General features: G+C 68.3%; 18 protein-coding genes. 6 read left to right on the forward strand and 12 right to left on the reverse strand.

Annotated features, from left to right (window positions below):
• Nucleotides 1-53: 53 nt before the first annotated feature.
• From AC08OO_RS03010 to pdhA, 4 genes are all read right to left on the reverse strand, one after another.
• Nucleotides 54-290 (reverse strand): hypothetical protein, encoded by a 237-nt coding sequence (locus AC08OO_RS03010; RefSeq protein ID WP_011434531.1) that lies wholly within the window; start codon nucleotides 288-290, stop codon nucleotides 54-56.
• Between the two features lie 130 nt (nucleotides 291-420).
• Nucleotides 421-1,896, reverse strand: coding sequence for a dihydrolipoamide acetyltransferase family protein (locus AC08OO_RS03015; RefSeq protein WP_476609030.1), 1,476 nt, complete (start codon nucleotides 1,894-1,896; stop codon nucleotides 421-423).
• A 52-nt stretch (nucleotides 1,897-1,948) separates the two neighbouring features.
• The gene (locus AC08OO_RS03020; RefSeq protein ID WP_476609031.1) at nucleotides 1,949-3,010 is read right to left on the reverse strand and encodes an alpha-ketoacid dehydrogenase subunit beta; all 1,062 of its coding nucleotides are present in this window, start codon (nucleotides 3,008-3,010) and stop codon (nucleotides 1,949-1,951) included.
• The gene (pdhA, locus tag AC08OO_RS03025) at nucleotides 3,007-4,221 is read right to left on the reverse strand and encodes a pyruvate dehydrogenase (acetyl-transferring) E1 component subunit alpha (protein WP_476607005.1); all 1,215 of its coding nucleotides are present in this window, start codon (nucleotides 4,219-4,221) and stop codon (nucleotides 3,007-3,009) included. The genes AC08OO_RS03020 and pdhA overlap by 4 nt, the downstream gene beginning before the upstream one ends.
• Before the next feature lie 126 nt (nucleotides 4,222-4,347).
• Here pdhA and AC08OO_RS03030 point away from each other — a divergent pair, with 126 nt between their 5' ends.
• On the forward strand, nucleotides 4,348-5,259 hold the full coding sequence (locus tag AC08OO_RS03030) for an LLM class F420-dependent oxidoreductase (RefSeq protein WP_476607004.1): 912 nt from the start codon (nucleotides 4,348-4,350) through the stop codon (nucleotides 5,257-5,259).
• 345 nt (nucleotides 5,260-5,604) lie between these two features.
• A complete protein-coding gene (locus AC08OO_RS03035; RefSeq protein WP_476609032.1) occupies nucleotides 5,605-6,585 on the forward strand; it encodes a CapA family protein in 981 nt (326 codons plus the stop codon).
• 74 nt (nucleotides 6,586-6,659) lie between these two features.
• Here AC08OO_RS03035 and AC08OO_RS03040 read toward each other — a convergent pair whose 3' ends face one another.
• A complete protein-coding gene (locus AC08OO_RS03040) occupies nucleotides 6,660-7,169 on the reverse strand; it encodes a Fur family transcriptional regulator (RefSeq protein WP_476609033.1) in 510 nt (169 codons plus the stop codon).
• Nucleotides 7,170-7,443: 274 nt separating this feature from the next.
• Between AC08OO_RS03040 and AC08OO_RS03045 the strand changes: the two genes are divergently transcribed.
• Both AC08OO_RS03045 and AC08OO_RS03050 read left to right on the forward strand, forming a co-directional pair.
• Nucleotides 7,444-7,539 (forward strand): hypothetical protein, encoded by a 96-nt coding sequence (locus tag AC08OO_RS03045; protein ID WP_476606995.1) that lies wholly within the window; start codon nucleotides 7,444-7,446, stop codon nucleotides 7,537-7,539.
• Between the two features lie 312 nt (nucleotides 7,540-7,851).
• Nucleotides 7,852-8,271, forward strand: a complete 420-nt coding sequence (locus AC08OO_RS03050; protein WP_476606994.1) for a hypothetical protein — start codon at nucleotides 7,852-7,854, stop codon at nucleotides 8,269-8,271.
• Here AC08OO_RS03050 and AC08OO_RS03055 read toward each other — a convergent pair.
• From AC08OO_RS03055 to AC08OO_RS03065, 3 genes are all read right to left on the reverse strand, one after another.
• A complete protein-coding gene (locus AC08OO_RS03055; RefSeq protein ID WP_476609034.1) occupies nucleotides 8,213-9,835 on the reverse strand; it encodes a hypothetical protein in 1,623 nt (540 codons plus the stop codon). The genes AC08OO_RS03050 and AC08OO_RS03055 overlap by 59 nt on opposite strands.
• A gap of 61 nt (nucleotides 9,836-9,896) precedes the next feature.
• On the reverse strand, nucleotides 9,897-11,144 hold the full coding sequence (locus AC08OO_RS03060) for a pyridoxal phosphate-dependent aminotransferase (protein ID WP_476609035.1): 1,248 nt from the start codon (nucleotides 11,142-11,144) through the stop codon (nucleotides 9,897-9,899).
• Between the two features lie 133 nt (nucleotides 11,145-11,277).
• On the reverse strand, nucleotides 11,278-11,460 hold the full coding sequence (locus AC08OO_RS03065) for a hypothetical protein (RefSeq protein WP_476609036.1): 183 nt from the start codon (nucleotides 11,458-11,460) through the stop codon (nucleotides 11,278-11,280).
• Nucleotides 11,461-11,783: 323 nt separating this feature from the next.
• Here AC08OO_RS03065 and AC08OO_RS03070 point away from each other — a divergent pair, with 323 nt between their 5' ends.
• The gene (locus tag AC08OO_RS03070) at nucleotides 11,784-12,119 is read left to right on the forward strand and encodes a type II toxin-antitoxin system VapB family antitoxin (protein ID WP_035729259.1); all 336 of its coding nucleotides are present in this window, start codon (nucleotides 11,784-11,786) and stop codon (nucleotides 12,117-12,119) included.
• Here AC08OO_RS03070 and AC08OO_RS03075 read toward each other — a convergent pair.
• The 4 genes from AC08OO_RS03075 to mscL all read right to left on the reverse strand — a co-directional run bounded on the left by AC08OO_RS03075 (nucleotide 12,098) and on the right by mscL (nucleotide 18,583).
• On the reverse strand, nucleotides 12,098-12,454 hold the full coding sequence (locus AC08OO_RS03075) for a hypothetical protein (RefSeq protein ID WP_023840606.1): 357 nt from the start codon (nucleotides 12,452-12,454) through the stop codon (nucleotides 12,098-12,100). The two genes, AC08OO_RS03070 and AC08OO_RS03075, sit on opposite strands and share 22 nt — an antisense overlap.
• 131 nt (nucleotides 12,455-12,585) lie before the next feature.
• A complete protein-coding gene (locus AC08OO_RS03080; RefSeq protein ID WP_476609037.1) occupies nucleotides 12,586-14,202 on the reverse strand; it encodes an HNH endonuclease in 1,617 nt (538 codons plus the stop codon).
• Nucleotides 14,203-16,325: 2,123 nt separating this feature from the next.
• Nucleotides 16,326-17,474 carry a S1C family serine protease gene (locus tag AC08OO_RS03085; RefSeq protein ID WP_476609038.1) on the reverse strand — a complete coding sequence of 383 codons (1,149 nt, stop codon included), beginning with the start codon at nucleotides 17,472-17,474 and terminating at the stop codon, nucleotides 16,326-16,328.
• A gap of 713 nt (nucleotides 17,475-18,187) precedes the next feature.
• Nucleotides 18,188-18,583, reverse strand: coding sequence for a large conductance mechanosensitive channel protein MscL (gene mscL / locus AC08OO_RS03090; RefSeq protein ID WP_011434546.1), 396 nt, complete (start codon nucleotides 18,581-18,583; stop codon nucleotides 18,188-18,190).
• 1,063 nt (nucleotides 18,584-19,646) lie between these two features.
• Between mscL and AC08OO_RS03095 the strand changes: the two genes are divergently transcribed.
• Entirely contained in the window at nucleotides 19,647-20,330 is a 684-nt protein-coding gene (locus AC08OO_RS03095; RefSeq protein WP_476608470.1) for a hypothetical protein, read from the forward strand.
• The last annotated feature ends 20 nt before the right edge of the window (nucleotides 20,331-20,350 follow it).

Consider the following 20,350-nt stretch of genomic DNA (forward strand, 5'->3'; position numbering starts at 1 on the left):
ACCAGGGAACCCGGCCGGGCGCTCGTCCGCGGGGGCGAGCCGGGATGGTCGGTTCAGGAGGTGCGTAGCGGCGGGAACGCCTGATCGAGCTCGTTGCGCATGTCCCGCTTGAGGATGTCGTCGGCGTCCGAGGAAGACTGACCCTCGAGTAGAAACCGAGCCACTCGTAGGGTGAGGTCGACCCGCTCAGCCAGGTTGAGCGTGCCGGTGAACCGGCCGCTGGAGTTGGCGGAGGTCAGAACCTTGGCGACGAACTCGTCCGCGGCCTGCAGTGCCTCCACTCGCGTCATGGTTCCACCTCTTTGTGCCGGAAGCCGGTCAGAGGCGCAACCGTACCAGGGAGCGGAATCTGGGCCGTTGTGTGCCCCTCTTGCGTGCAGTGTGCCCGTTTGTGGCCAACTGGTGGATCCGATGAGTCGATCAGGACCAGGCGAGTGCCACCGTGGGATCGGTGATGACGGCACCCACGTCGGCGAGGACCGCGGAGCCCAGCGCGCCGTCGACGATGCGATGGTCGAACGAGAGTGCCAGCTGTACCACCGTACGCACGGTGAGCTGGCCCTCGTGCACCCAGGGCATCGGTCGGATCGAGCCCAGGGCGAGGATCGCAGCTTCGCCCGGGTTCAGGATCGGGGTGCCGATGTCGACGCCGAGGACGCCGACGTTGGTGATGGTGATCGTGCCGCCGCGCAGATCCGCGGGGCTGAGCCGGTCCGCCCTCGCCGCGGTGGTGAGGCCGGCCAGGGCGTGAGCCAGCCCGACGACGTCGAGCCGGCCGGCATCCGGGATGGTGGGCACGACGAGCCCACGCGGGCCCGCCACGGCGATGCCGAGGTTCACCCGGTCGTACACATGTATCTCCGGCCGGCCACCGTTCTCCGGCCGGCCACCGTTCTCCGGCCGGCCACCGTTCTCCGGCCGGCCACCGCCCGCGTCCTCGACCCAGGATGAATTGATCATCGGATGTCGGCGAACGGCGATGAGCAGGGCTCTGGCGACGAACAGCAATGGGGTGATCTTGATCATGGTGAACTCCGGCAGCGCCGCGATCCGGTCCCGGGCGGCCATCGTCGCCGTCGCGTCGACGGTGAGGAACTCGGTGACGTGCGGGGCTGCCGAGACGCTGGCGACCATCGCCTGCGCCATCGACCGCCGGATGCCGGTGACAGGCACGTGCCAGGTACGCGTCTCGGCGGAGAAGGTGGCCCCGGCGGGGATGACGCCGATCGGCGGGGCATCGCGCGTGGGCGGCGCCGCGAGGGGCGCGGTCCGGGCGGGGGCACGCACCGCGGCCTCGACGTCGGCCCGGCTGATCGTGCCGTCTGGGCCGGTGCCGGCGAGGGATGCGAGGTCGACACCGAGGTCACGGGCGAGCTTGCGGACCGGCGGTTTGGCGAGGATCGGACCGGCTGTGTGGATCGGACCGGCTGTGTGGATCGGACCGGCTGTGTGGATCGGACCGGCTGTGTGGATCGGACCGGCTGGCGTAGGTGGTCGTCGAGGGCGGCGCCGGCGGCTCTCGGCCGTCCTCGGTCCATAGCCCACGAGGACTGGGGTGCGCTCGATGCTGCCAGCGTCCCGGGATGTCGGCAGGCTGTTCGCACCCGTCCCGTCGGCGTTGGTGTCGGCGTAGGTGTCGGCGTCGGCGTCGGCGTCGGCGGTCTGGATGGTCAGCAGGGGTGCGCCGACCGCGAGGGTCGTTCCCTCGGCGCCGTGGGTCTCGACCAGGATCCCGGCGAACGGGCTGGGGACCTCGACGACCGCCTTCGCGGTCTCGACCTCAACGAGGGGCTGGTTCACCGTGACGGTGTCCCCGACCTGGGCAAGCCACCGGACGATGTCCGCCTCGGTCAGACCTTCGCCGAGGTCAGGGAGCCGGAACTGTCGCTGCGTCACGGTAACCCCAGTCAGATAGCCGGTTGGTCGGTCCTCATGCTTCTCAGGACGCTCAGTACGCGAAGGAACGGTCCACGGCGTCGAGGATGCGGTCGACGTCGGGGAGGTAGTGATCTTCGAGGCGGGCCGGGGGATACGGGGTGTCGAAGCCGGTGACCCGCAGGACCGGCGCCTCCAGGGAGTAGAACGCCCGCTCCGTCACCCGCGCGGCGACCTCGGCCGACACCGAGACGTTGGACGGTGCCTCATGGACCACGACCAGCCGGCCGGTCCGGCGTACCGAGTCGAGCACGGGTTCCAGGTCCAGGGGTGAGAGCGTCCGCAGGTCGATGACCTCCAGCGACCGGCTGTCGTCCGCTGCGCTGATCTCGGCGGCGTCGAGGCAGGTCCGTACGGTGGGACCATAGCCGACGAGGGTCGCGTCCGTGCCGGTGCGCACGACCCGGCTGGCGTGCAGCTGGGTGAGCTCGTCCGCGGGCAGTTCGGCGAGGGGGCGCGGGTCGACCACGCCCTTCTCCCAGTACCGCCGTTTCGGTTCGAGGAAGATCACCGGATCGTCGGACCGGATGGCCTGCTGGATCATGTGATGGGCGTCGACCGGGTTCGAGCAGGCGACAACCTTCAGGCCGGCGGTGTGACAGAAGTACGCTTCCGGCGACTCACTGTGATGTTCGACGGCGCCGATCCCGCCGCCGAAGGGGATGCGGATCGTCACCGGCAGCCGGATCCGGCCGGCCGACCGGTAGTGCAGCTTCGCGAGCTGGCTGACGATCTGGTCGAACGCGGGATAGACGAACCCGTCGAACTGGATCTCACAGACCGGCCGGTAACCGCGCATGGCCAGCCCGATCGCCGTGCCGACGATCGCCGACTCGGCCAGTGGGGTGTCGATGACCCTGGCCTCGCCGAACTCCTGTTGCAGCCCGTCGGTCACCCGGAAGACCCCGCCGAGCTTGCCGACGTCCTCCCCCATGACCAAAACTTTGGGATCGGCTGCCATCGCCGAACGCAGCCCGAGGTTCAACGCCTTGGCCATGGTGACCGGGGCGCGGGCAACCCGCTCACCGACCTCGTCGGAGCGCTGCTCCCCGGCGACGACGGCCCCGCTGGTCACCGGTTCCCCTCGGGTACGCCCATCTCGTCCTCCACGCCGGGCCCCTCCACGTCGAACATGGCCGCCAACGCCGATCGCTGGGCCGTCACGAGTTCATTCTCAGCCACCTGCACATGGTCGAACAGGCTGGTCGGGATCGGATCCGGCAGCGCGACGCACTGCGCGCGCAGCTCGTGCGCGAAGGAGTCCGCCTCGATGGCCAGCTGCCGCAGACTCTCCTCGGTGAGCAGGCCCCGCGCCGTCAGGTAGGCGCGCATCCGGTCCAACGGATCACGCCGACGCCACATGTCCAGTTCACCCTTCGGACGGTAGCGGCTGGGATCGTCTGCCGTGGTGTGTGGATTCATCCGGTAGGTCACGGCCTCCACCAGCACCGGACCACGCCCGGCACGCGCGGTCGCCAGGGCCCACCGGGTCACCGCGAGACACGCCAGCACGTCGTTGCCGTCCACCCGCACGCCCGGGAAACCGAAGCCCGCGGCCCGGTGGACGATCTCGATCCGGCTCTGGCGCCGGGCAGGTGCCGAGATGGCCCACTGGTTGTTCTGGCAGAAGAACACCAGCGGGGCGGCGAACACGCTCGCCCATCCGAACGCCTCGCTGACATCGCCCTCGCTTGACGCCCCGTCACCGAAGTACGCAATGGCCGCGTCGTCGGTGCCGTCCCGGGCGATTCCCATCGCGTAGCCGGTGGCATGCAGCGCCTGCGAGCCCACGACGATCGAGTAGAGGGCGCACCCGTGGGTGCCCGGATCCCAGCCACCGAGCGTCGTGCCGCGATAGATCGCCAGGATTTCCCTCGGCCTGACTCCCCGGCACCAGGCCACCCCGTGTTCCCGGTACGACGGGAACACCATGTCGCCGGGCCTCAGCGCCCGGCCGGATCCGACTTGGGCCGCCTCCTGGCCCCGCAGGCTCGCCCACAGCCCCAGCTCGCCCTGGCGCTGCAGGCTGGTCGCCTCCTCGTCGAACCGGCGGATGAACACCATGTCCCGATACAGCCCGTACAGGTCGTCGTCGGTCAGGTCGGCGATCTGGGCGGCCAGATCGACGGCTGTCCGGGGCGGGTCCGCTCCCGCGGCGTCCACCCCGCCGGCGCGGGCTCTGGAGGGATCGGGTCCCGGCGCATCGGGTCCCGGCGCATCGGGTCCGGCCGCCGTCGTCGTGGACGCGGTGGTGATCCGGTGACCGGCCGGGGTGAGCAGCTGCATGAGCTCCGTCACACTCGCCAACGATAGACCTTGGACGGACAGTGGCAACCGGATCCGACGGTCCCGCCGTGACGAGTGACCATCGTTCCTGCTCGGTACGGTTGCGCGGTGACGAGTGCGCAGCACATGAGCCGCCCGCCGGCCCGGCGTGAGATCGGCAAGGTGGGGATCTGGAGTGGCCAGTTCGACTTCTCCCCGGCCGCGGTCGTCCGGGAGGCGGTCGCGGAACTCGACGATCTCGGTTATCCGACGTTGTGGACCGGTGAGGTCAAGGGGCGCGAGGTGCTGGTCACCGCCGCTCTGGCGCTCGCGGCCACCTCCCGGATGACGATCGCGACCGGGATCGCGCAGATCCTCGCCCGTAACCCACTCACCATGACCGCCGGTCAGCTGGCCCTCGCCGAGGCGTACCCGGACCGGTTCCTGCTCGGGCTCGGGGTGTCCCACGCCGAGCTGATGCACATCCGGGGCGCCTCCTACACGCGCCCACTCGCCCAGATGGCGGCGTACCTCGACGAGATGGACCGGATGGCGGTCGAGCAGTACCGGGCCGTGCCACCTCCCGGTGTCCCGCCACGGGTGCTCGCCGCGCTCGGTCCGAAGATGCTCGGCCTCGCCCGGGACCGGGCCGACGGCGCCCACACCTATTTCGTGCCACCCGAGCACACCGCTGCCGCCCGGGACATCCTTGGGCCCGGCAAGCTGCTCGTCCCCGAGCAGGCGTTCGTCTTGCACACCGATCCGGAACAGGCCCGTGAGCTCGCCCGCCGGCACACCGGGTCCTATCTTCGGCTGCCGAACTACACGACGAACCTGCGGCGCTTCGGGTTCGACGACGACGATCTCGCCGGCTCGGGCTCGGACCGCCTGGTCGACACGATCGTCCCCTGGGGGGACGCGGACGTCCTGCTCGGGCGGATCAAGGAGCATCTCGACGCCGGGGCCGATCAGGTGGCCGTGCAGGTGCTTGACTTCGAGCGCCGTGGGCTGCCGCGTCGGCAGTGGCGCGAACTGGCACCGGTGCTGTCGGCACTCTGACCTCGGACGGACCGCGGCGGTCGAGCTCGGGATCATGGGAACGGTCGGGACGCGGCCGGTTTGCGAGTGGCTCGTCGTGGCGCGGTTGTCACGGAGGGGGAGCCTGGGGTGGAGCGGGGTGCAGTCAGCCGGCGTGTTCGGTGCGTTCGGCGTGTTAGGCGTGTTCGGTGCAGACGCGGGCGCACGGCCGTCGCCGGTGGCGTCGCCGTCATCGTCGGATTCATGTTCGTGGCCTGTGCCGTGCCCTACGGCGAGGACCGTCCGAGGCCGACGCCGACGACTCATGCCGATGGTGCTTCCGTCACCACCGGTCCCCCCGCCTCAGCCGCGGCCACCGTGGGAGCCGTGGGAGCTGCCCCCGTCGGTGACGGCCCGCGGCGGCCGACGGGGCAGCCGGTCACCATCGCCTTCGGCGGCGACATCCACTTCGCGGGTGCTCCCGGTCAGCGGCTCGCCGCCGATCCGCGGACGGCGATCGGACCCATGTCGGCGGCCCTGAGCGCGGCCGATCTCGCGATCGCGAACCTGGAGACGGCGGTGACGGACCGTGGCACCGCGGCCCAGAAGGCGTATGTGTTCCGGGCTTCGCCCACCGCGTTCACCGCGGTGCGGGCGGCCGGCATCGACGTCGTCACGATGGCCAACAACCACGGCATGGACTACGGCATCGAAGGCCTGCAGGATTCGCTGCGTTACGCCCGGGAGGCGCACTTCCCGCTCGTCGGCATCGGCGTGGACGACACCGCCGCGTACGCCCCGTACACGACGACGGTCAAGGGGCAGCGTATCGCCGTCCTCGGGGCCACCCAGGTGCTCGACGACGAGTTGATCGCGGCCTGGACGGCGGGTCCGCACAAGCCCGGCCTGGCATCGGCCAAGGAGGTCGATCGGCTGGTGCGAGCCGTGCGGGCCGTGCGGGCCGCGGCGGACACGGTCATCGTCTTCCTGCACTGGGGGACCGAGCAGCAGCAGTGCCCCAACGAGGCACAGCGCGCCCTGCTCCCCCGGCTGGCGGCCGCGGGCGCGGACGTCGTCATCGGGAGCCACGCCCACGTTCTGCTGGGCGCCGGATGGAACTCCGATGGAGTGTACGTCGGCTACGGGTTGGGGAACTTTGTGTTCTATTCCTCCGGCGCCGGCCGGAACACCGAGTCCGGGGTGCTGGAACTGACCGTCGCCGGCCGGGCGGTCACGGCCGCCACCTGGCTACCCGCCCGGATCGTGGGGGGCATCCCCCAGCCGGTGACCGGTGCCGCGGGAGCCCGGGCCCTGGCGAGTTGGAACGCTCTGCGCGCCTGCACCGGCCTCTCGGCGACGGCACCCTGACCGACGGCGCGCCCCCTGCTCCGCTGCGCGCACTGTGCTCCGCTGCGCGCCCCCTGCTCCGCCGGGAACCTCGCTCAGGTGGCTGGTCGGGCCGCGCAGATGGTGCAGGTGCCGTAGATCTCCACGGTGTGCACGACGTCGACGAATCCCTCGGCGTTGGCGACCTTGGCGGTCCACGCCTCGATCTCCGGCCCCGCGATCTCCACCGTCCGGCCGCAGGAGCGGCAGACGAGGTGATGGTGATGGTCGTCGGAGGCACAGCGCCGGTAGACCGTCTCACCGTCGTCCCGGCGGAGCATGTCGACCTCGCCGCGGTCGGCCAGCACCTGCAGATGGCGGTACACCGTCGTGAGCCCGACCGCGGCGCCCTGCGCCCGTAGCCGGGCGTGCAGATCCTGAGCGCTGGTAAAGGCGTCGGTCTCGGCAAGCGCGGCGGAGACGGCGTCGCCCTGCCGGGTGGCACGCACGGCCGTCCCCCGGCTCGGCGCCGGACGGCGCTCCACCGTCTCATCCCGATGGTTGCGGGGGTCGCGGGCCGGCCGGCCCGCGCCGGCCGACCTGGTGTCGTTCCCCGCGGTGCTCACGTTGCTCCCTTCGCCACCGTTCAGGCTGTCTGGTCGGTTCAGTCTGTTGCCGGAGGCGCCCTTACCGTCCGTGCCTCTCATCCCGACTGTGCCGTCCGTCCCGCCCGGGGTGCGCGCCAGCCGTGGGGTCGGCTCGGACCCATGAGCTTCTTGGGGTGTACGGGCCACGTTCTCACTTTCTCATCTCCTCGTCGCGCTGGGCGTGCCTGTCGACGGGAATGGGCACGCGTCCGTTTGTCATTATTGACAATGGTTTTCATCCTGGAGGCGCTGGGTGTGGCACGACTCCGTCGGTGGTGAGCAGTACCGGCGTTTCGTCTCGATCGGAGCGCAGGTGCTCAACCAGAAGCCCGAACTCGCCAACTGCTGACGGCCGCACGCTGACGGCCGCACCCACCGATGATCTGCAACGCTCCGAGGCATAACCTTCGCCCAGAGTAGATCCAGGACGGAGGGATGCATGGCGGGGCGTAGCGGCCGACCTGGGTGGTTGCGAGAACCGGATCCGCTCCAGAACCCCCTCGGTAGTCGGCTCGCCATCCTCGGCGCGATCGTGCTGGTGATCGGCGGGGGAGCAGCGACCCTGGCGGGCGGTGCGGATCCGGCGTCCGGGCTGCCCGCGTCCACCACAAGCGACCCTGTGTCTACCACAAGCGACTCTATGTCTACCACAAGCGACTCTGTGCCTACCGCAAGCGACTCTGCCGAGCTGGCCTCCTGGTACCACGGCAGCGAGGGTCTACGGGCCCGGGTCGCCACGGACGTCGCGGCGGCCCGGGCGTATCTGGCCGCCCAGGACGGCGCTTCCCTGCAGCCCGTCTGCATCTCCCTCGGCACCGACACGCAGGCGGCGCTGACCGCGCCGGTACCGCCGACCGTGGCCGCGCAGGCGCGGTTCGATGCCGGCGGCAGGGACTACGCCGCCGCTGCGGCGTCCTGCAAGCAGCTCTTCGATGGCACCCGGATCCAGGTCGGCGTGCTGCAGCAGCGCATCGCGGCGTCGTTGGCGGACGGTGACCGGGAATGGGGGGCGCTGGCCGCTCTCATCGGACAGCCGATGGCGACCGCGAGTCCCCCCGAGGCGTCGGGACGCAGCGGGTGAGGCCGTGCAGGGTGCCGGTGAGTGGAAAGGTCCGGATCTCTTGCTCACACCATCCGGCCTGCCGCAGGGACGCGAGTTCGGCGGCCGTGCCCCGGAGGTCGTAGGCGAGGATGAACAGCAGGATCCGGTTCGGCGGTTGCGGGCGGCTGCGGATCGCGCCATCCGCGCCATCCTTCCCGATCACGCTCAGGAAGGTCGTCGCCGATCGGGGTACCCGGGGTCCGACCGGCGGTTCCCCGGACGACGCGTCGTCGCTGAGGTCCATGGCGTAGAGCCAGCCCGCCCGTGCCAGTCGGCCGCCGACGATGACGAGATCGCCCGCCCGATACTCGGCGCGGGCGGCGATCGTCGCGTCGACCATGGCCTCGATCGGACGGGGATCGTGGCGTTCGTCCCACAGCGTGACGGTCCCGCCGACCGCGCAGACCGGCATCACCGCCAGCGCGATCAGGCCGACGGCCGCGGGAAGCCGCGCCGGCCCGACCAGCCTGGCTGTCTGGGCCGTGCGGGCCAGGTCGGCGACGCCGACCGCGACGATGATGGTGAGCAACGGAACCAGAAACAGGTTGGTCCGACAGGCCCCGAAGGGCCAGTAGCGTCCGGCGCTGGCCGCGAGTTGGAGCAGTTCGGCGCCGACCAAGGCGACGATAAGGATCATCCCGTCGGGGCGTCGGCGCAGTACCCGGACTCCGAGCGCCAGCGCAACCGCCGTGGCCGTCCCGACGAGCAGCGTCGGGAGGCGATGCCCCTGGAGGAGGGAGTGCACCAGATTGGGGTCATAACGGTCGATCCCGGGCGGGACGCCACCGAGAATCGCGCCGGTCTGTTCGAGCGTGAACCGCAGGCCGCCAAGGATCCCTCGACCGGCGAGGAAGTGATCGTCCCAGAAATGGCTCGCCCGTTGGCTGGACTGGTGCGCCACAAAGATCATCATGTGGGTGCCGGCCAGGAGGAGGGCGGGGCCCACCCGTCCGGCGGTGCGCACCACGGTGCGTCGGGGCACCGCGCGGACCAGATCGTAGCCAGCGAGGGGAACCAGCAGAAACACTGCGGGCAGCGACAGCAGCGCCAGCGCCCCGGCCGCGGTCCGGCGTGGGAGCGTGGCCTGTCCCGTCCACAGCGCGACCATCGCGAGGGTGACCACCGCATCGAGGACGTAAGGCTTGAGCTGCGTGCCGGTGTCGACGACGGTGCCGGCGAGGGCGGTCGTCACCGTGGCGGCCACGGCCGGTACCCGGCCGGTGAACCGCCGCGCGAGCAGGAAGCCGCCCGCAGCGAGAAGCGGTAGCCAGATTCCCGCTCCGACGAGCCGGAGCGACCAGCTGTGCCAGCCGAGGATGGTCCCGGTCAGTCGGGTCAGTGCCAGTGAGCCGACCGAGGACGGGGTGTTGGCCGCCGTCAGCTCCGACCAGAACGTCGGCCACGGTTCCCCCGCGAAGTGCGGGCGCCACAGCTCGTCGTACCAGAGCGGACGATCGATCCGGGCTCGCAGCGCGATCTGCACCCCGATCGTGGCGGCGACCAGCAGACCCACGAGCAGGACGTCGCCATGCTGTTTTTCCACAGGTTGTCCACAGGGCGCTGGCGTCCTGTGGACAACCTCCCCGATGGTGTCGATTGCTCCGTCAGTTCCGTCGTTGGGAGGAGAGCTGTCGTTGGGAGGGGTGTTTGTAGGAGGCCAGGAAGCGATCGATCCGGCCGATAGCGTCCGTGAGATCGTCCACCGCGGGCAGGGTCACGATCCGGACATGGTCGGGATGCGGCCAGTTGAAGCCGCTGCCCTGGACGAGCAGGATCTTCTCGGCCAACAGCAGATCGAGGACGAAGCGCTCGTCGTCCCGGATCGGGTAGACGGCGGGGTCCAGCCGGGGGAAGGCGTACAGCGCCCCCCGCGGCGGGACGCACGACACCCCGGGGATGTCGTTGAGGAGCTTCACGACCGTGTCTCGTTGTTCGCGCAGCCGGCCGCCGGGCAGGACGAGATCCCCTGCGCCGCCGTCCTCCGTGAGGGCGGCGACCGTGGCGAACTGCCCGGGCGCGTTGGCGCACAGGCGCATGTTCGCGAGGATGTTCACTCCCTCGATGTAGCTCGAGGCGTGGCCGCGCGGACCGGACATCACCATCCACCCGGCCCGGAACCCGGCCAGCCGGTAGGACTTCGACAGCCCGTTGAAGGTCATGCAGACCAGGTCCGGCGCGAGCGCTGCGGTCGCGATGTGCTCGGCGTCCTCGTAGAGGATCCGGTCGTAGATCTCATCGGACAGCAGCATCAGGTGGTGGCGGCGGGCGACCTCGACGATGTTCTCCAGCACCTGCCGGTCGTAGACGGCACCAGTCGGGTTGTTCGGGTTGATGACGACGATCGCTCGTGTCCGCGGGGTGACCTTGGCGGCGATGTCGTCGAGGTCGGGCGCCCAGCCGGCGGACTCGTCGCAGAGGTAGTGCACGGGCCGGCCACCGCACAGGCTGACCACGGCCGTCCACAGTGGATAGTCGGGCGCGGGGAGCAGCACCTCGTCGCCGTTGTTGAGCAACGCCTGCAACGACATCATGATCAGTTCGGAGACGCCGTTGCCGAGGTAGACCCCGCCGGGGTCGATGCCGGTGACCCCCTTGCGGAGGTGATAGCGCACGACCGCTTCCCGGGCGGCGAGTAGTCCCTTGGAGTCGCTGTAACCCTGTGCATCCGCAAGGTTTGCCACGACGGCCTCGAGTACCTCCGGCGGTGCGGAGAAGCCGAACGGCGCGGGATTGCCGATGTTCAGCTTGAGGATGCGCGACCCCGCAGCTTCCAGCCGGGTCGCTTCGTCGAGGACAGGCCCACGGACGTCGTAGCAGACGTCGGCGAGCTTGTCGGACTGGGTGAACTCCATCTGCCCAGAGTAGGTGGGCTGTCCAGCGGATTTTCGACCGGTCGGCGGCGTGCCGGCGAGTTCACCCCGAGGGAGTGACTCCGAACTCGACGGTTGCGTGCTCGTTCGGCCTGATCGGCTGATCCCTGTCCGGTCACCGAGAGCCGTGCCGCTCCTTGGCACGAAGATTGACGATATTCGCCTTGAGACCGATCGCATCGATGAGACCGATCTTGACCTGTGATGGAGCTGGAGTCACCTGCACTCCGGTCACCTGCACTCCGGCAATCTTGTCACCGGTCGCCGCAGGTTTCCCGCGCCGGGCAAGCTGCGGCATCTGGTGAGATCAGGTGAATACGCACTGATCAGATCCGGTTCGGCAAGCGCACACGTGGAGAGGTCGATGCGTCGACCGGCGTCTGGAGGCAGGCAGAGCACGACGTCGTCCATGGAATCTCCTTGGCATCAGGTTAGGTTTACTTAGGTCATGCCTGGCTGCGAGATCGAGAGAAGGGGTGCCAGCTGGGGCATCTGACCTGCAGCCGTGGTCCGGCTGTCCACGCGGCTCGATGCTGCGGGGCCACCGGGGTCTTATAGGGGGAGCGGGGATTCTAGGCTGTCGTGGTCGGAGAATCTCTCGCCCTCGAGGAGGAGGTGCCGGTGATCTTCAGATTGGTCGGAGACGGTCGCCCGTACCCCGAGCACGGCCTTGGCCAGCGGGACTGGGCGGCCATTCCCCCTCGCCAGGTTCGGCTTGACCAGCTCGTCACCACCAAGCGAGTGCTCGCACTCGATGTTCTCCTCGATGAGGACTCGACCTTCTACGGTGACCTCTTCCCTCACGTCGTTGAGTGGGACGGAGCTCTCTACCTGGAGGATGGCCTGCACCGTGCTGTACGGGCCGCGCTGCAGCAGCGCACGTCCATACACGCCCGCGTCTACGTTCTGACCGGCCCGGCCCTGACCGGTCCGGCTCAGTCGTCGGCGGCGCGGTAGATGACGAAGACGTCCTTGCCGACCCTGGCGAAGAGGTAGCGCGGACAGTCTGATGTCGGACGGTACGCCATGATCGGGCGGAACACCGGTGACCGCCTGACCTCCTTGAGGCTGCCACCTGCCATCTGGCGTGCACGGCTTCCTGCGATGTCCAGCTCGTCTGAACGCTTGTACCATCCGCCGCAGTAGCGGATCTCGTCCGGTCGTGATGTCCACGCGGGGGTGCGGAAGAACCACATCAGATACACCGTCCGCATCAGCAGCACAAGCAGCAGGATGATGAACAGGGCTCGGATGAAGTTCCCAGCTCGTCCGGGCGCGAGGATGGGGCTCACAAGGTTGGGAGCCTACGGGCATCCCGTTCGTAGCTGAGCATCGGCTCTCGTGTCCCCCCCTCCCCACACACATCGGGTCGCGGTACGCCGAGGCAGACGTTTGGATCATGTCTATACCCCCTGGGGGTAATTCAGGCTACTCGTCTTGTCGGGACGGTCTCAGCTGGCGTGGCTGAGGTGTTATCGCTGAGGAACTCCAACAGACCCGGACCCGGATGCAGCCGCGGTGCCTGCTGCGTCAGCGTTCCGTCACGATGGCGGGCGACAATCGAACCGTCGCGTCCGCGCTGCAGAACAATCCGCCTTTCATGAATAGTCCGATGATGAAGGGAGCAGATCAGAACGAGATTATCAAGATCTGTATTTCCGCCTTCGGATGCCCATTCCTTCATATGATGTACCTGGAGCCAGCGGGTATGATGGCAGCCCGGATACTGGCATACCCCTCGGTCGCGCGCATAAATTGCTAGCCGCAATCTCGCGGTTGGGTTTCTGCGGGTGCGACCCAGCATGAGAGGGTTTCCCTCGGAGTCTATAATAAGTGTCCGAAGGAGGCTGTCGCAGGACAGTCTTCGAACGACGTTCGGTAGAACGGGGATATGGTCCTTCACATCACACCTTCGGGTATTCAGCCCATTCTCTTCATGTCGCTGGAGGGTGGATCCATGGTTCTCTCGGCTTGAACCGATAAGTGTATCAATATCTATGTGTACATTTATCGCGTGAGATGTGGAGCTCATCAGCGTGGGAGCGCCGGTGGAGAGGAAAGATTCGGACATGGCCGTCAAGGCATCGGCTTTCACCTCAGGACCTGCGTGTGTTATCGAGGTGTCACTGATCGAGCCCTCGGCATCGGATGTCGTGGAAGAATCTTCCCGGTCAGAGTCTCGGGAGTCGTGGTCTCGGGAGTCGTGGTCTCGGGAGTCGTGCAGGCTTGACATGGCCATGACGAGAGCGCTCTCAATGATCGCACCACGGGCTGGATCGAGGCGGACGGACAGTGAAAATGTTCCATCTTCGTTCCACCGCCAAGAGCACCGCGTATTGTTCGGGCCATCTTCGTCGCGCCCCCCGTTCTCATCTTTTTGATCATGATTGATTTTGGCATGCAAGGACACGAGTCTCTCGAGCTTCTGCGCTGTGCACTGTGCGGCCTGCTCAACCCACCTTGCTTCCGTCTCCGGCTCGGCGACACGTGTTATAGCCCGAACCTTTGAATAGGAGATCTCTCCTTTGGAGAAGGACTCGCGAATGAGGGGAAGGAGTTCTAGTGCTCGGGCGACTCGAAGGTAGTCGTAGCTGGCGCGAAGTCCGAGTCCGCACCGCCAGGACAACCAGTGCGCGCAGGTCGGCATGCCGCTGGCGGACCAACCTTTGCGGCGATCGAAGGCAGCGAGCAGAATCAGCCAACGGCAGGTGGCGGCAGCCAGCCGACCCGCCCAGCTGCAGAGTTCCGCCTCGAGGGCAGGGAGGGGAACGGTCTCCAGATCTTTACCGAACATGTGTTCGATTATGGCGCGCGATGGGACCATCGTCAACCGCGTCTGGCGGGCGAACCATCTCAGCGTGGATCGCGTTATAGATCGTCGGCGGGGCGACATCGAGAATTCTGTTTGCTTGAGGATGTGGTCGCCACAGCCGCAAGTCATGCGCTGTTCCGCGGTGCGGTCTTCCTCGGTGGGCGTAGGGGTTGACGCCGTGGCGAGTGTGACGCAGAATCGACCATGTGTTCGGTTGGCTCCTGTCATCCTTTCAGGTGCGCGGGATTTCAAGTACGCGAGCACAGCCAGAATACGGTGATGATCTTCCGTGAGGGGTAGCCAATTATGCCAGCATCATCGGCGAGAAACTCTGTGGCATATTTCTTTTCGACATACTGGCGGAGAACGGGGCCGGGGACCCTGCGTGGGCAATGCGTGATTATGGCGCCGACGGGTCCGGGACCGAACCACAGTCCCTTCTAGGCCGAGTATCGGCACTCGGCGGATCTCGGGCCTTTTAACGTCTCTCGACCTGGCAGCTTTTGAGTATGCCCGCACCCACATTGTTGTGCAATGTTTACTAGAGAGAAGACTAGATGAAAATGGGCAGCGGTATTGTGATCGTATTAGTGATCCAGTCGCCCGTGCTGGGTGAACTTGTCCCTCCGGTGGAGAAACTGCTGGGGGTAGGTCCGGTACTTGGGCTCCCGGGGTTGCCACTCGGCGGGGACGTCGGCGTCGGAGCGTCCACCCCGGTCGGTGCCGTCGTGGGTGGGGTGCTGGGGGGTGCCGTCGTGGGTCTGCTGGCTGGCGATGGAGCCGTGGTTGGCGGCTGTGTAGGAGCCGTGGTCGGTGGCTCCGTCGTCGGCGTGCGTGGCGCCGGGGCGGTGGATGGCGAGGACGGAGGCGATGTCGCAGGCGTCTTGACAAAAGCAGGGTCGGGACGATGAGGGGCGGAGGGCGAGGGCTTGCTGACCTGCCGCGCGATGGGCTCCATGAGGTGTGGTTCCAAGCCTCCGGGCGATGCAGCCCGGCTGGTAAACGCTCCGGCAACCGTCGGGACGACTGTCGAGGACGTCGCGGCCGCATTGCTGGGTGCGGCCGCAGGCATAGGCGGACGTATCGCGTCCGGGGTCGGTGCCTGCGTCACCTGCCCCTGCGTCACCTGCGTGATATTCGGCTCGTCCTCCGACAGCAGCTGGGCATCGGAGGTGGGCCAGTTCATGGCCGCCGTGAGGCCGGCGACGGCGATGGCCGTCACCGCGGCGACTGCCACCGCCGACCGCCTGCGCCATCCCGCGCTGCCGCGGCCAGCATGAGTCTGCGGTGCGTCGGTGAGGTCGTTGTCGGAGTCCATGCGCATGAGCGGGAGTACACGCACGGAGTGCGTGGTGGCGGCGATGATGGTTTTCTCGGCGTCGGCGTACCTGTCACCGCTGGGTGGAGCCGTCGGTACCTTGACGAGATTGACCTTCGGTGTCTCCTTGGTGGTCTCGCCGACTTCGCTCTCGCTCTCGCTCTCGCTCTCGGTATCGGCTGCCGCTGCCGCTGCCGCTGCCGCTGCCCGCCGACTGGCGGCTGAGGCTGCGGCTACAGCCGCGACAGCGGCGCGATCGAAGGTGCGCGCGAGGCCGACCCGCAGACTCGCTGGCGCCGGAACCACGGCACCGGCGAGGAGCTCTTCGGGCGAGACTCCATGGGGTACCGGGATGCTGCGCGCCTGGGGCGATCCGGACCAGGCCAGAGCGCTTCCTCGAGCAAGCTCGAGTAGCCAGGACCGCAGCCGGGTGGGATCGCTCAGGGGATTTAGACGAGTGCGGGCGACGAGTGCGAACGCCGTCCCGGCCGCTGCGCGGGCCACGGTGGGATCGCCCAGAATCAGCAGGCACATCGAGAAGACATCATCGGCGTACAGATCGTAGAGATCGTCGAACGCCTGTCGGTCACCACGTCGGACACGGGCCACTAGGTCCGCGTCGTCGTCCATACTCAGCTTCTCCCCGGGGACTAGCGGCGGCCCCGGAACGGGCCGGCATCGCCCCATCGGTAGCCCGGTGAGGCAGTCCCAATGCTAGAAGTTCGTCCCCCGCAGCGGGTGAACGCCGTGAAGATTTTGTTGTCGCCGATTCGACAGTCGATAACGCTTGACTACTGATGCCGTCGCACTTTGATCCTCATCGACTACGGCTGGCTACTTTTCCTGGTAGGTCCCATGGCAGGGTGGCCATGTCCCATCGGAGACGGGACCAATCCACCAGGGACGAATCTGCCTTCAATGAGTATAAGTCGAAATCTGTCATCAATTCGGCGGAACCGGCGTTCGGAACCGGACCGGCCATTCGCGGCCTTCCGCCGGATGGCACCATGCTTCTTGCGGGTCGGGACATAGCTCAGGATGCCGGTGGTTGTTGGGCGAGCCGGGCCTTGACGGTGCCGCTCTGTCCATCACGGGTATAGGTCACTTCCACCTCGTCGCCGATGGCGTGGGACCGGACCGCCGCGATGAGGGAGTCGACGTCGTTGACGGCACGGTTGCCGACCTTCGTGATGACGTCGCCGGTGCGAAGGCCGGCCCTTTCGGCGGGTCCACCCGGAACCATGGAGCGGATCTGTGCACCGTTGCCGCTGGAGGCGGTGGAGCGGGTGTTCTCCTCCGCGGTGGAGGCGCTGACGCCCAGGTACGGGTGCCGGGCGCTTCCAGTGGAGATCAACTCGGTGGCCACCGACTCGGCATAGTTGCCCGGAATAGCGAAACCGACGCCGATGTTGCCGGACTGCTGGCCGCCACCGAAGGGACTTCCACCACCCACGGTCGCGATCGCGCTGTTCACGCCGATGATCTCGCCGCGACTGTTGACCAGCGGACCACCGGAGTTACCGGGGTTGATCGATGCGTCGGTCTGGATTGCGTCGAGCACGGTGTTCTGCTGATCCCGCACGGTTGAATCCCCGGTGCGCACCGGGCGATGCACGGCACTGACGATGCCGGACGTGACCGTACCGTTCAGCCCGAGCGGGCTGCCGACCGCTACCACCAGTTCCCCGATGTTCAGCGTGTCGGAATTGCCGAACGTGGCCGCAGTGAGACCGGTGGCATTGATTTTGATCATCGCGAGGTCCGAGCTCGGATCCGTGCCTACGACCTGCGCATCGAAGGTGCGACCGTCCTGCAGGGTGACCGTCAGCGAGCCGCCGTTCGCGGCACCCGAGACCACATGGTTGTTCGTCAGGATATGCCCGTCCGAACGGATGATGGTGCCGGAGCCGGTGCCCGACTCGCTGCTCGATTCCTCGGAGATTGTCACGACACTCGGCAGGATCTTCTGCGCCGCGGCCGACACGGTGTTCGCGGCTGCCGGCGACGTTCCACCGGAACTGTCCACGGTGTTGTGCAGACCGGCGGATGTGACGATGGTCTGCCCCCCGTTGTTATCGGCGACCAGCGCTCCGACACCGCCACCTACACCGGCCGAGACCAGGGCAATGGCGAGTCCGGCGGCGACGAGCCGCCGTCGGCGCCAAGGCTGCGAGGCGGCCATGGTTGTCCCGTTGCCGTAGAGGTCCTGGGCGGGTGGTGAGCCGGCGCCGCTCGGGGAACTCCACGGCGGTCCCCAGGAATGCCCTCCGGTCGGGGGTCCCGCGGGGCCGGCCGCGCCGTTCAGAGCTCTCGGGGCAGCGGGACCACTGGGTGGCGGGCCTGAAGGTGGTCCCCACGGGCCGCCGGGAGGCGCCGCCGGAGGTGAGCCTCCCGCGGAGAACGCGGCCTGCGGCTGGCTGGCCTGGGACGGCCCGGCCGGGTACGGAGAATCCGGATACGGACGAGGATCCCCATGCGGGAGATGGGGATTCGGATACTGAGGATGCTGGCCGGAGGATGGCCCCAGCGCCGGCGGTTGGCTGTACGGCGAGCCGGGCGGACGGGAAGGCGGGCCCGCCGGGAGGTCGGGTTCGGAGCTGGCGGGACCAGCCGGGTGAGCTTGGCCGGCTGGTGTCCCGGCCGCGCCGCCGATGGGCGGAGCCCAGGGGGAGGGGGAGGCATGCCCGGCGCCGGACCCCTCCCTGCCGCCGCCCCCGGGGGCGGCCTCGGCGCTACTGCTGAAGGGGAGACGCGGTGTCATGGTAGGCACTTTCCCTTGAAAGCCTGAGCGATTCCTGAATGCCGACCAACGTTCGGGTAAGCGATCCGGCGTGGAGCCGCGCCGGCCCGGCCCGCGCAGGCCCGGGCCGGCCCGGGCCGACTGGGTCAGCTTGGTCAGCCGGTGGGACGGTGTTCCGCCAGTAGATCACGAATTTCCGTGAGCAGGCGTGCCTCGTCGGTGAGTGCCGGGTCCTCCTCCGGCGGGACCTGCCCCCGCGTCCGCCGCTCGTTGATGGTGTTCAGGGGGAGCACTACCACGAAGTAGATCACTGTAGCGACTGAGAGGAATGCGATGACGCTGTTGATGAACTCGCCGTACCGAAACACGCTGCCGTTGATGGTGAAGGTGAGGGCCGAGAAGTCGGGTTTGCCGAAGATCGCGGCGATCAGCGGGGTGAAGATGGTCTTCACCAGCGACGTCACCACTGCGGTGAAGGCGGTACCGACCATGACCGCGACCGCCAGGTCGACGACGTTCCCTCGCATCAGGAACTGCCTGAAGCCCTTCATGTGGCGTCCCCCCTGAAATATGTGCCTGATGACATGGGAGGATATCGACGCAGATCAGTGGGTGACCGGCGAGGTACCTGGCCGATCCCTTTACGCCTTCGGGGGGCTACTGTCAACTAAGCTCGCGCAACGTCGACGCAACGCCGTGGTACACCGGTGGGACGGGTGGACGCAAGCGGAGCTCGGGATCGGAGGTCGTCTGGTGACGGACGGTGTGCGACGGACCGAGTGGGACGACGACGACCGGCAGTCTCCCTACTATCAGGGGAGCGGTAGGGGTCCCTCGATGGAGCCGTACCAACAAGCGGGGCCGGATCCGCGTCCGCGGCCTAGCGGCTACGGCCCTCCGACCGGGCCATATGACGCCGCTGGACCGGTGACCGGGCCCTACCACCCGGTACCGGCGAGCCATGGCGATCCCCGCCATGGCAGTCCACGTCAGGGCGGTTCGATACAGCCCGAGGATATCGATTCCCCGTCCACCGGCACCTCGATGCGCCGGGCGCTCGTCCCGCCCGCTCGGACCGAGGGCCTGCGGTCCCGAGCCGTTCCTGGTTCCACTCCCGCACCCGCACCCGGTTCCACTCCCGGGCGTCGACCACCCGGATGGGCTACCGATGGAAGGTCGGCTCCACGAGGTGGACCGGATCGGCAGAATGAGGTCGGTCTGCCGCGGGCCAGAACGGCGATGCCGACACGTCGGGCCGACGGTGCCTCCACAGGCGGTCCGCCGACCGGCGGCGCCGGGATGAGAGACGGTGGAACAGGCCCGCGGATGCCCTACGGCAGGGATGCCGGCGACGACCTCGGACTCGACCGACGCCATGCCGACCGCACCGATCCTGATCGGCCTGATCGGCCTGATCGGCCTGATCGGCCTGATCGGCCCGAGGCTTACCCGCCGGGCGCGGGGCGGAGCCGGCCGAGTCCGGCGCGGTTCGGAGCCGATCAGCGGGTCGCGGCGCGTCGCTCGGGGAGCCTGGCCTCCGCCGCGGGCACAGCCGATTTCCCCGACGATGACGACGCTCGCGATTCCCGACAGGGAGATCGTGATTCCGACACCATGCCTTTCCTGCATCGGGTCGGGGTGGCCCTGGTGGTGCTGGCCGTGGCACTCGGGGTGGGCGTCGGGGCCGGCGCCGTCTGGGAAAAGGTCCGGCCCAGCGGCCGGACCGCCAATGCGGCCCCGGCGCCGACGGCAGCATCGTCCGGCGGCCCCGCAGCGGCCGCGCCCAGCCCAAGCACAGGGGCGGCTGGCGGTCAGGCGGCTGGCGGTCAGGCGGCCGCGGGCCAGATCGCGGTGCCGGCGGACTGGACCTCGTTCACCGACACCGTGCAGAAGGCCACCTTCTCCCACCCGCCGGTGTGGAAGCAGCGGCGCGACAACACCGGCATCTTCTATGGCGAGCCCGGCACCGTCTCGGAGTACGGACCGCAGATGATCGGGGTGGCCCGGGTCGCGGTGCGCGATCCGGTGGCAGCGCTCACGCAGGTCCAGTCCGCCGAGTTCAACACGGTCCCCGGTCTGACCAGGGACCATTCCGGTCCGGCGACGGACACCAGCGATCAGCCCACCCAGGAACTTGCTGGCTCGTACGACCGGGAGGGGCAGCGGGTCTCCTACCTCATGCGCACGGTGTCGGTGGCCGGTGCCGTGTACGTGCTCATCGCGCGAGTGTCGACCAACGTCCTGGCGTCGCTCAACACGCTGATGGGCGCACTGCGGTCGTCGTTCGCGCCGGCCTGATCCGTCCCCGCCGGCTGGCC

The sequence above is a fragment of the Frankia sp. CeCAU1 genome (assembly GCF_977971845.1).

Excerpts from the sequence above, each read along its gene's own strand:
- AC08OO_RS03095 (WP_476608470.1), top strand. The coding sequence starts at position 19,647 with ATGCCTTTCCTGCATCGGGTCGGGGTGGCCCTGGTGGTGCTGGCCGTG.
- AC08OO_RS03080 (WP_476609037.1), bottom strand. The coding sequence starts at position 14,202 with ATGACAGGAGCCAACCGAACACATGGTCGATTCTGCGTCACACTCGCC.
- pdhA (WP_476607005.1), bottom strand. The coding sequence starts at position 4,221 with ATGCAGCTGCTCACCCCGGCCGGTCACCGGATCACCACCGCGTCCACG.
- AC08OO_RS03085 (WP_476609038.1), bottom strand. The coding sequence starts at position 17,474 with ATGGCCGCCTCGCAGCCTTGGCGCCGACGGCGGCTCGTCGCCGCCGGA.
- AC08OO_RS03060 (WP_476609035.1), bottom strand. The coding sequence starts at position 11,144 with ATGGAGTTCACCCAGTCCGACAAGCTCGCCGACGTCTGCTACGACGTC.
- AC08OO_RS03010 (WP_011434531.1), bottom strand. The coding sequence starts at position 290 with ATGACGCGAGTGGAGGCACTGCAGGCCGCGGACGAGTTCGTCGCCAAG.
- AC08OO_RS03065 (WP_476609036.1), bottom strand. The coding sequence starts at position 11,460 with ATGCCGCAGCTTGCCCGGCGCGGGAAACCTGCGGCGACCGGTGACAAG.
- mscL (WP_011434546.1), bottom strand. The coding sequence starts at position 18,583 with ATGAAGGGCTTCAGGCAGTTCCTGATGCGAGGGAACGTCGTCGACCTG.
- AC08OO_RS03030 (WP_476607004.1), top strand. The coding sequence starts at position 4,348 with ATGAGCCGCCCGCCGGCCCGGCGTGAGATCGGCAAGGTGGGGATCTGG.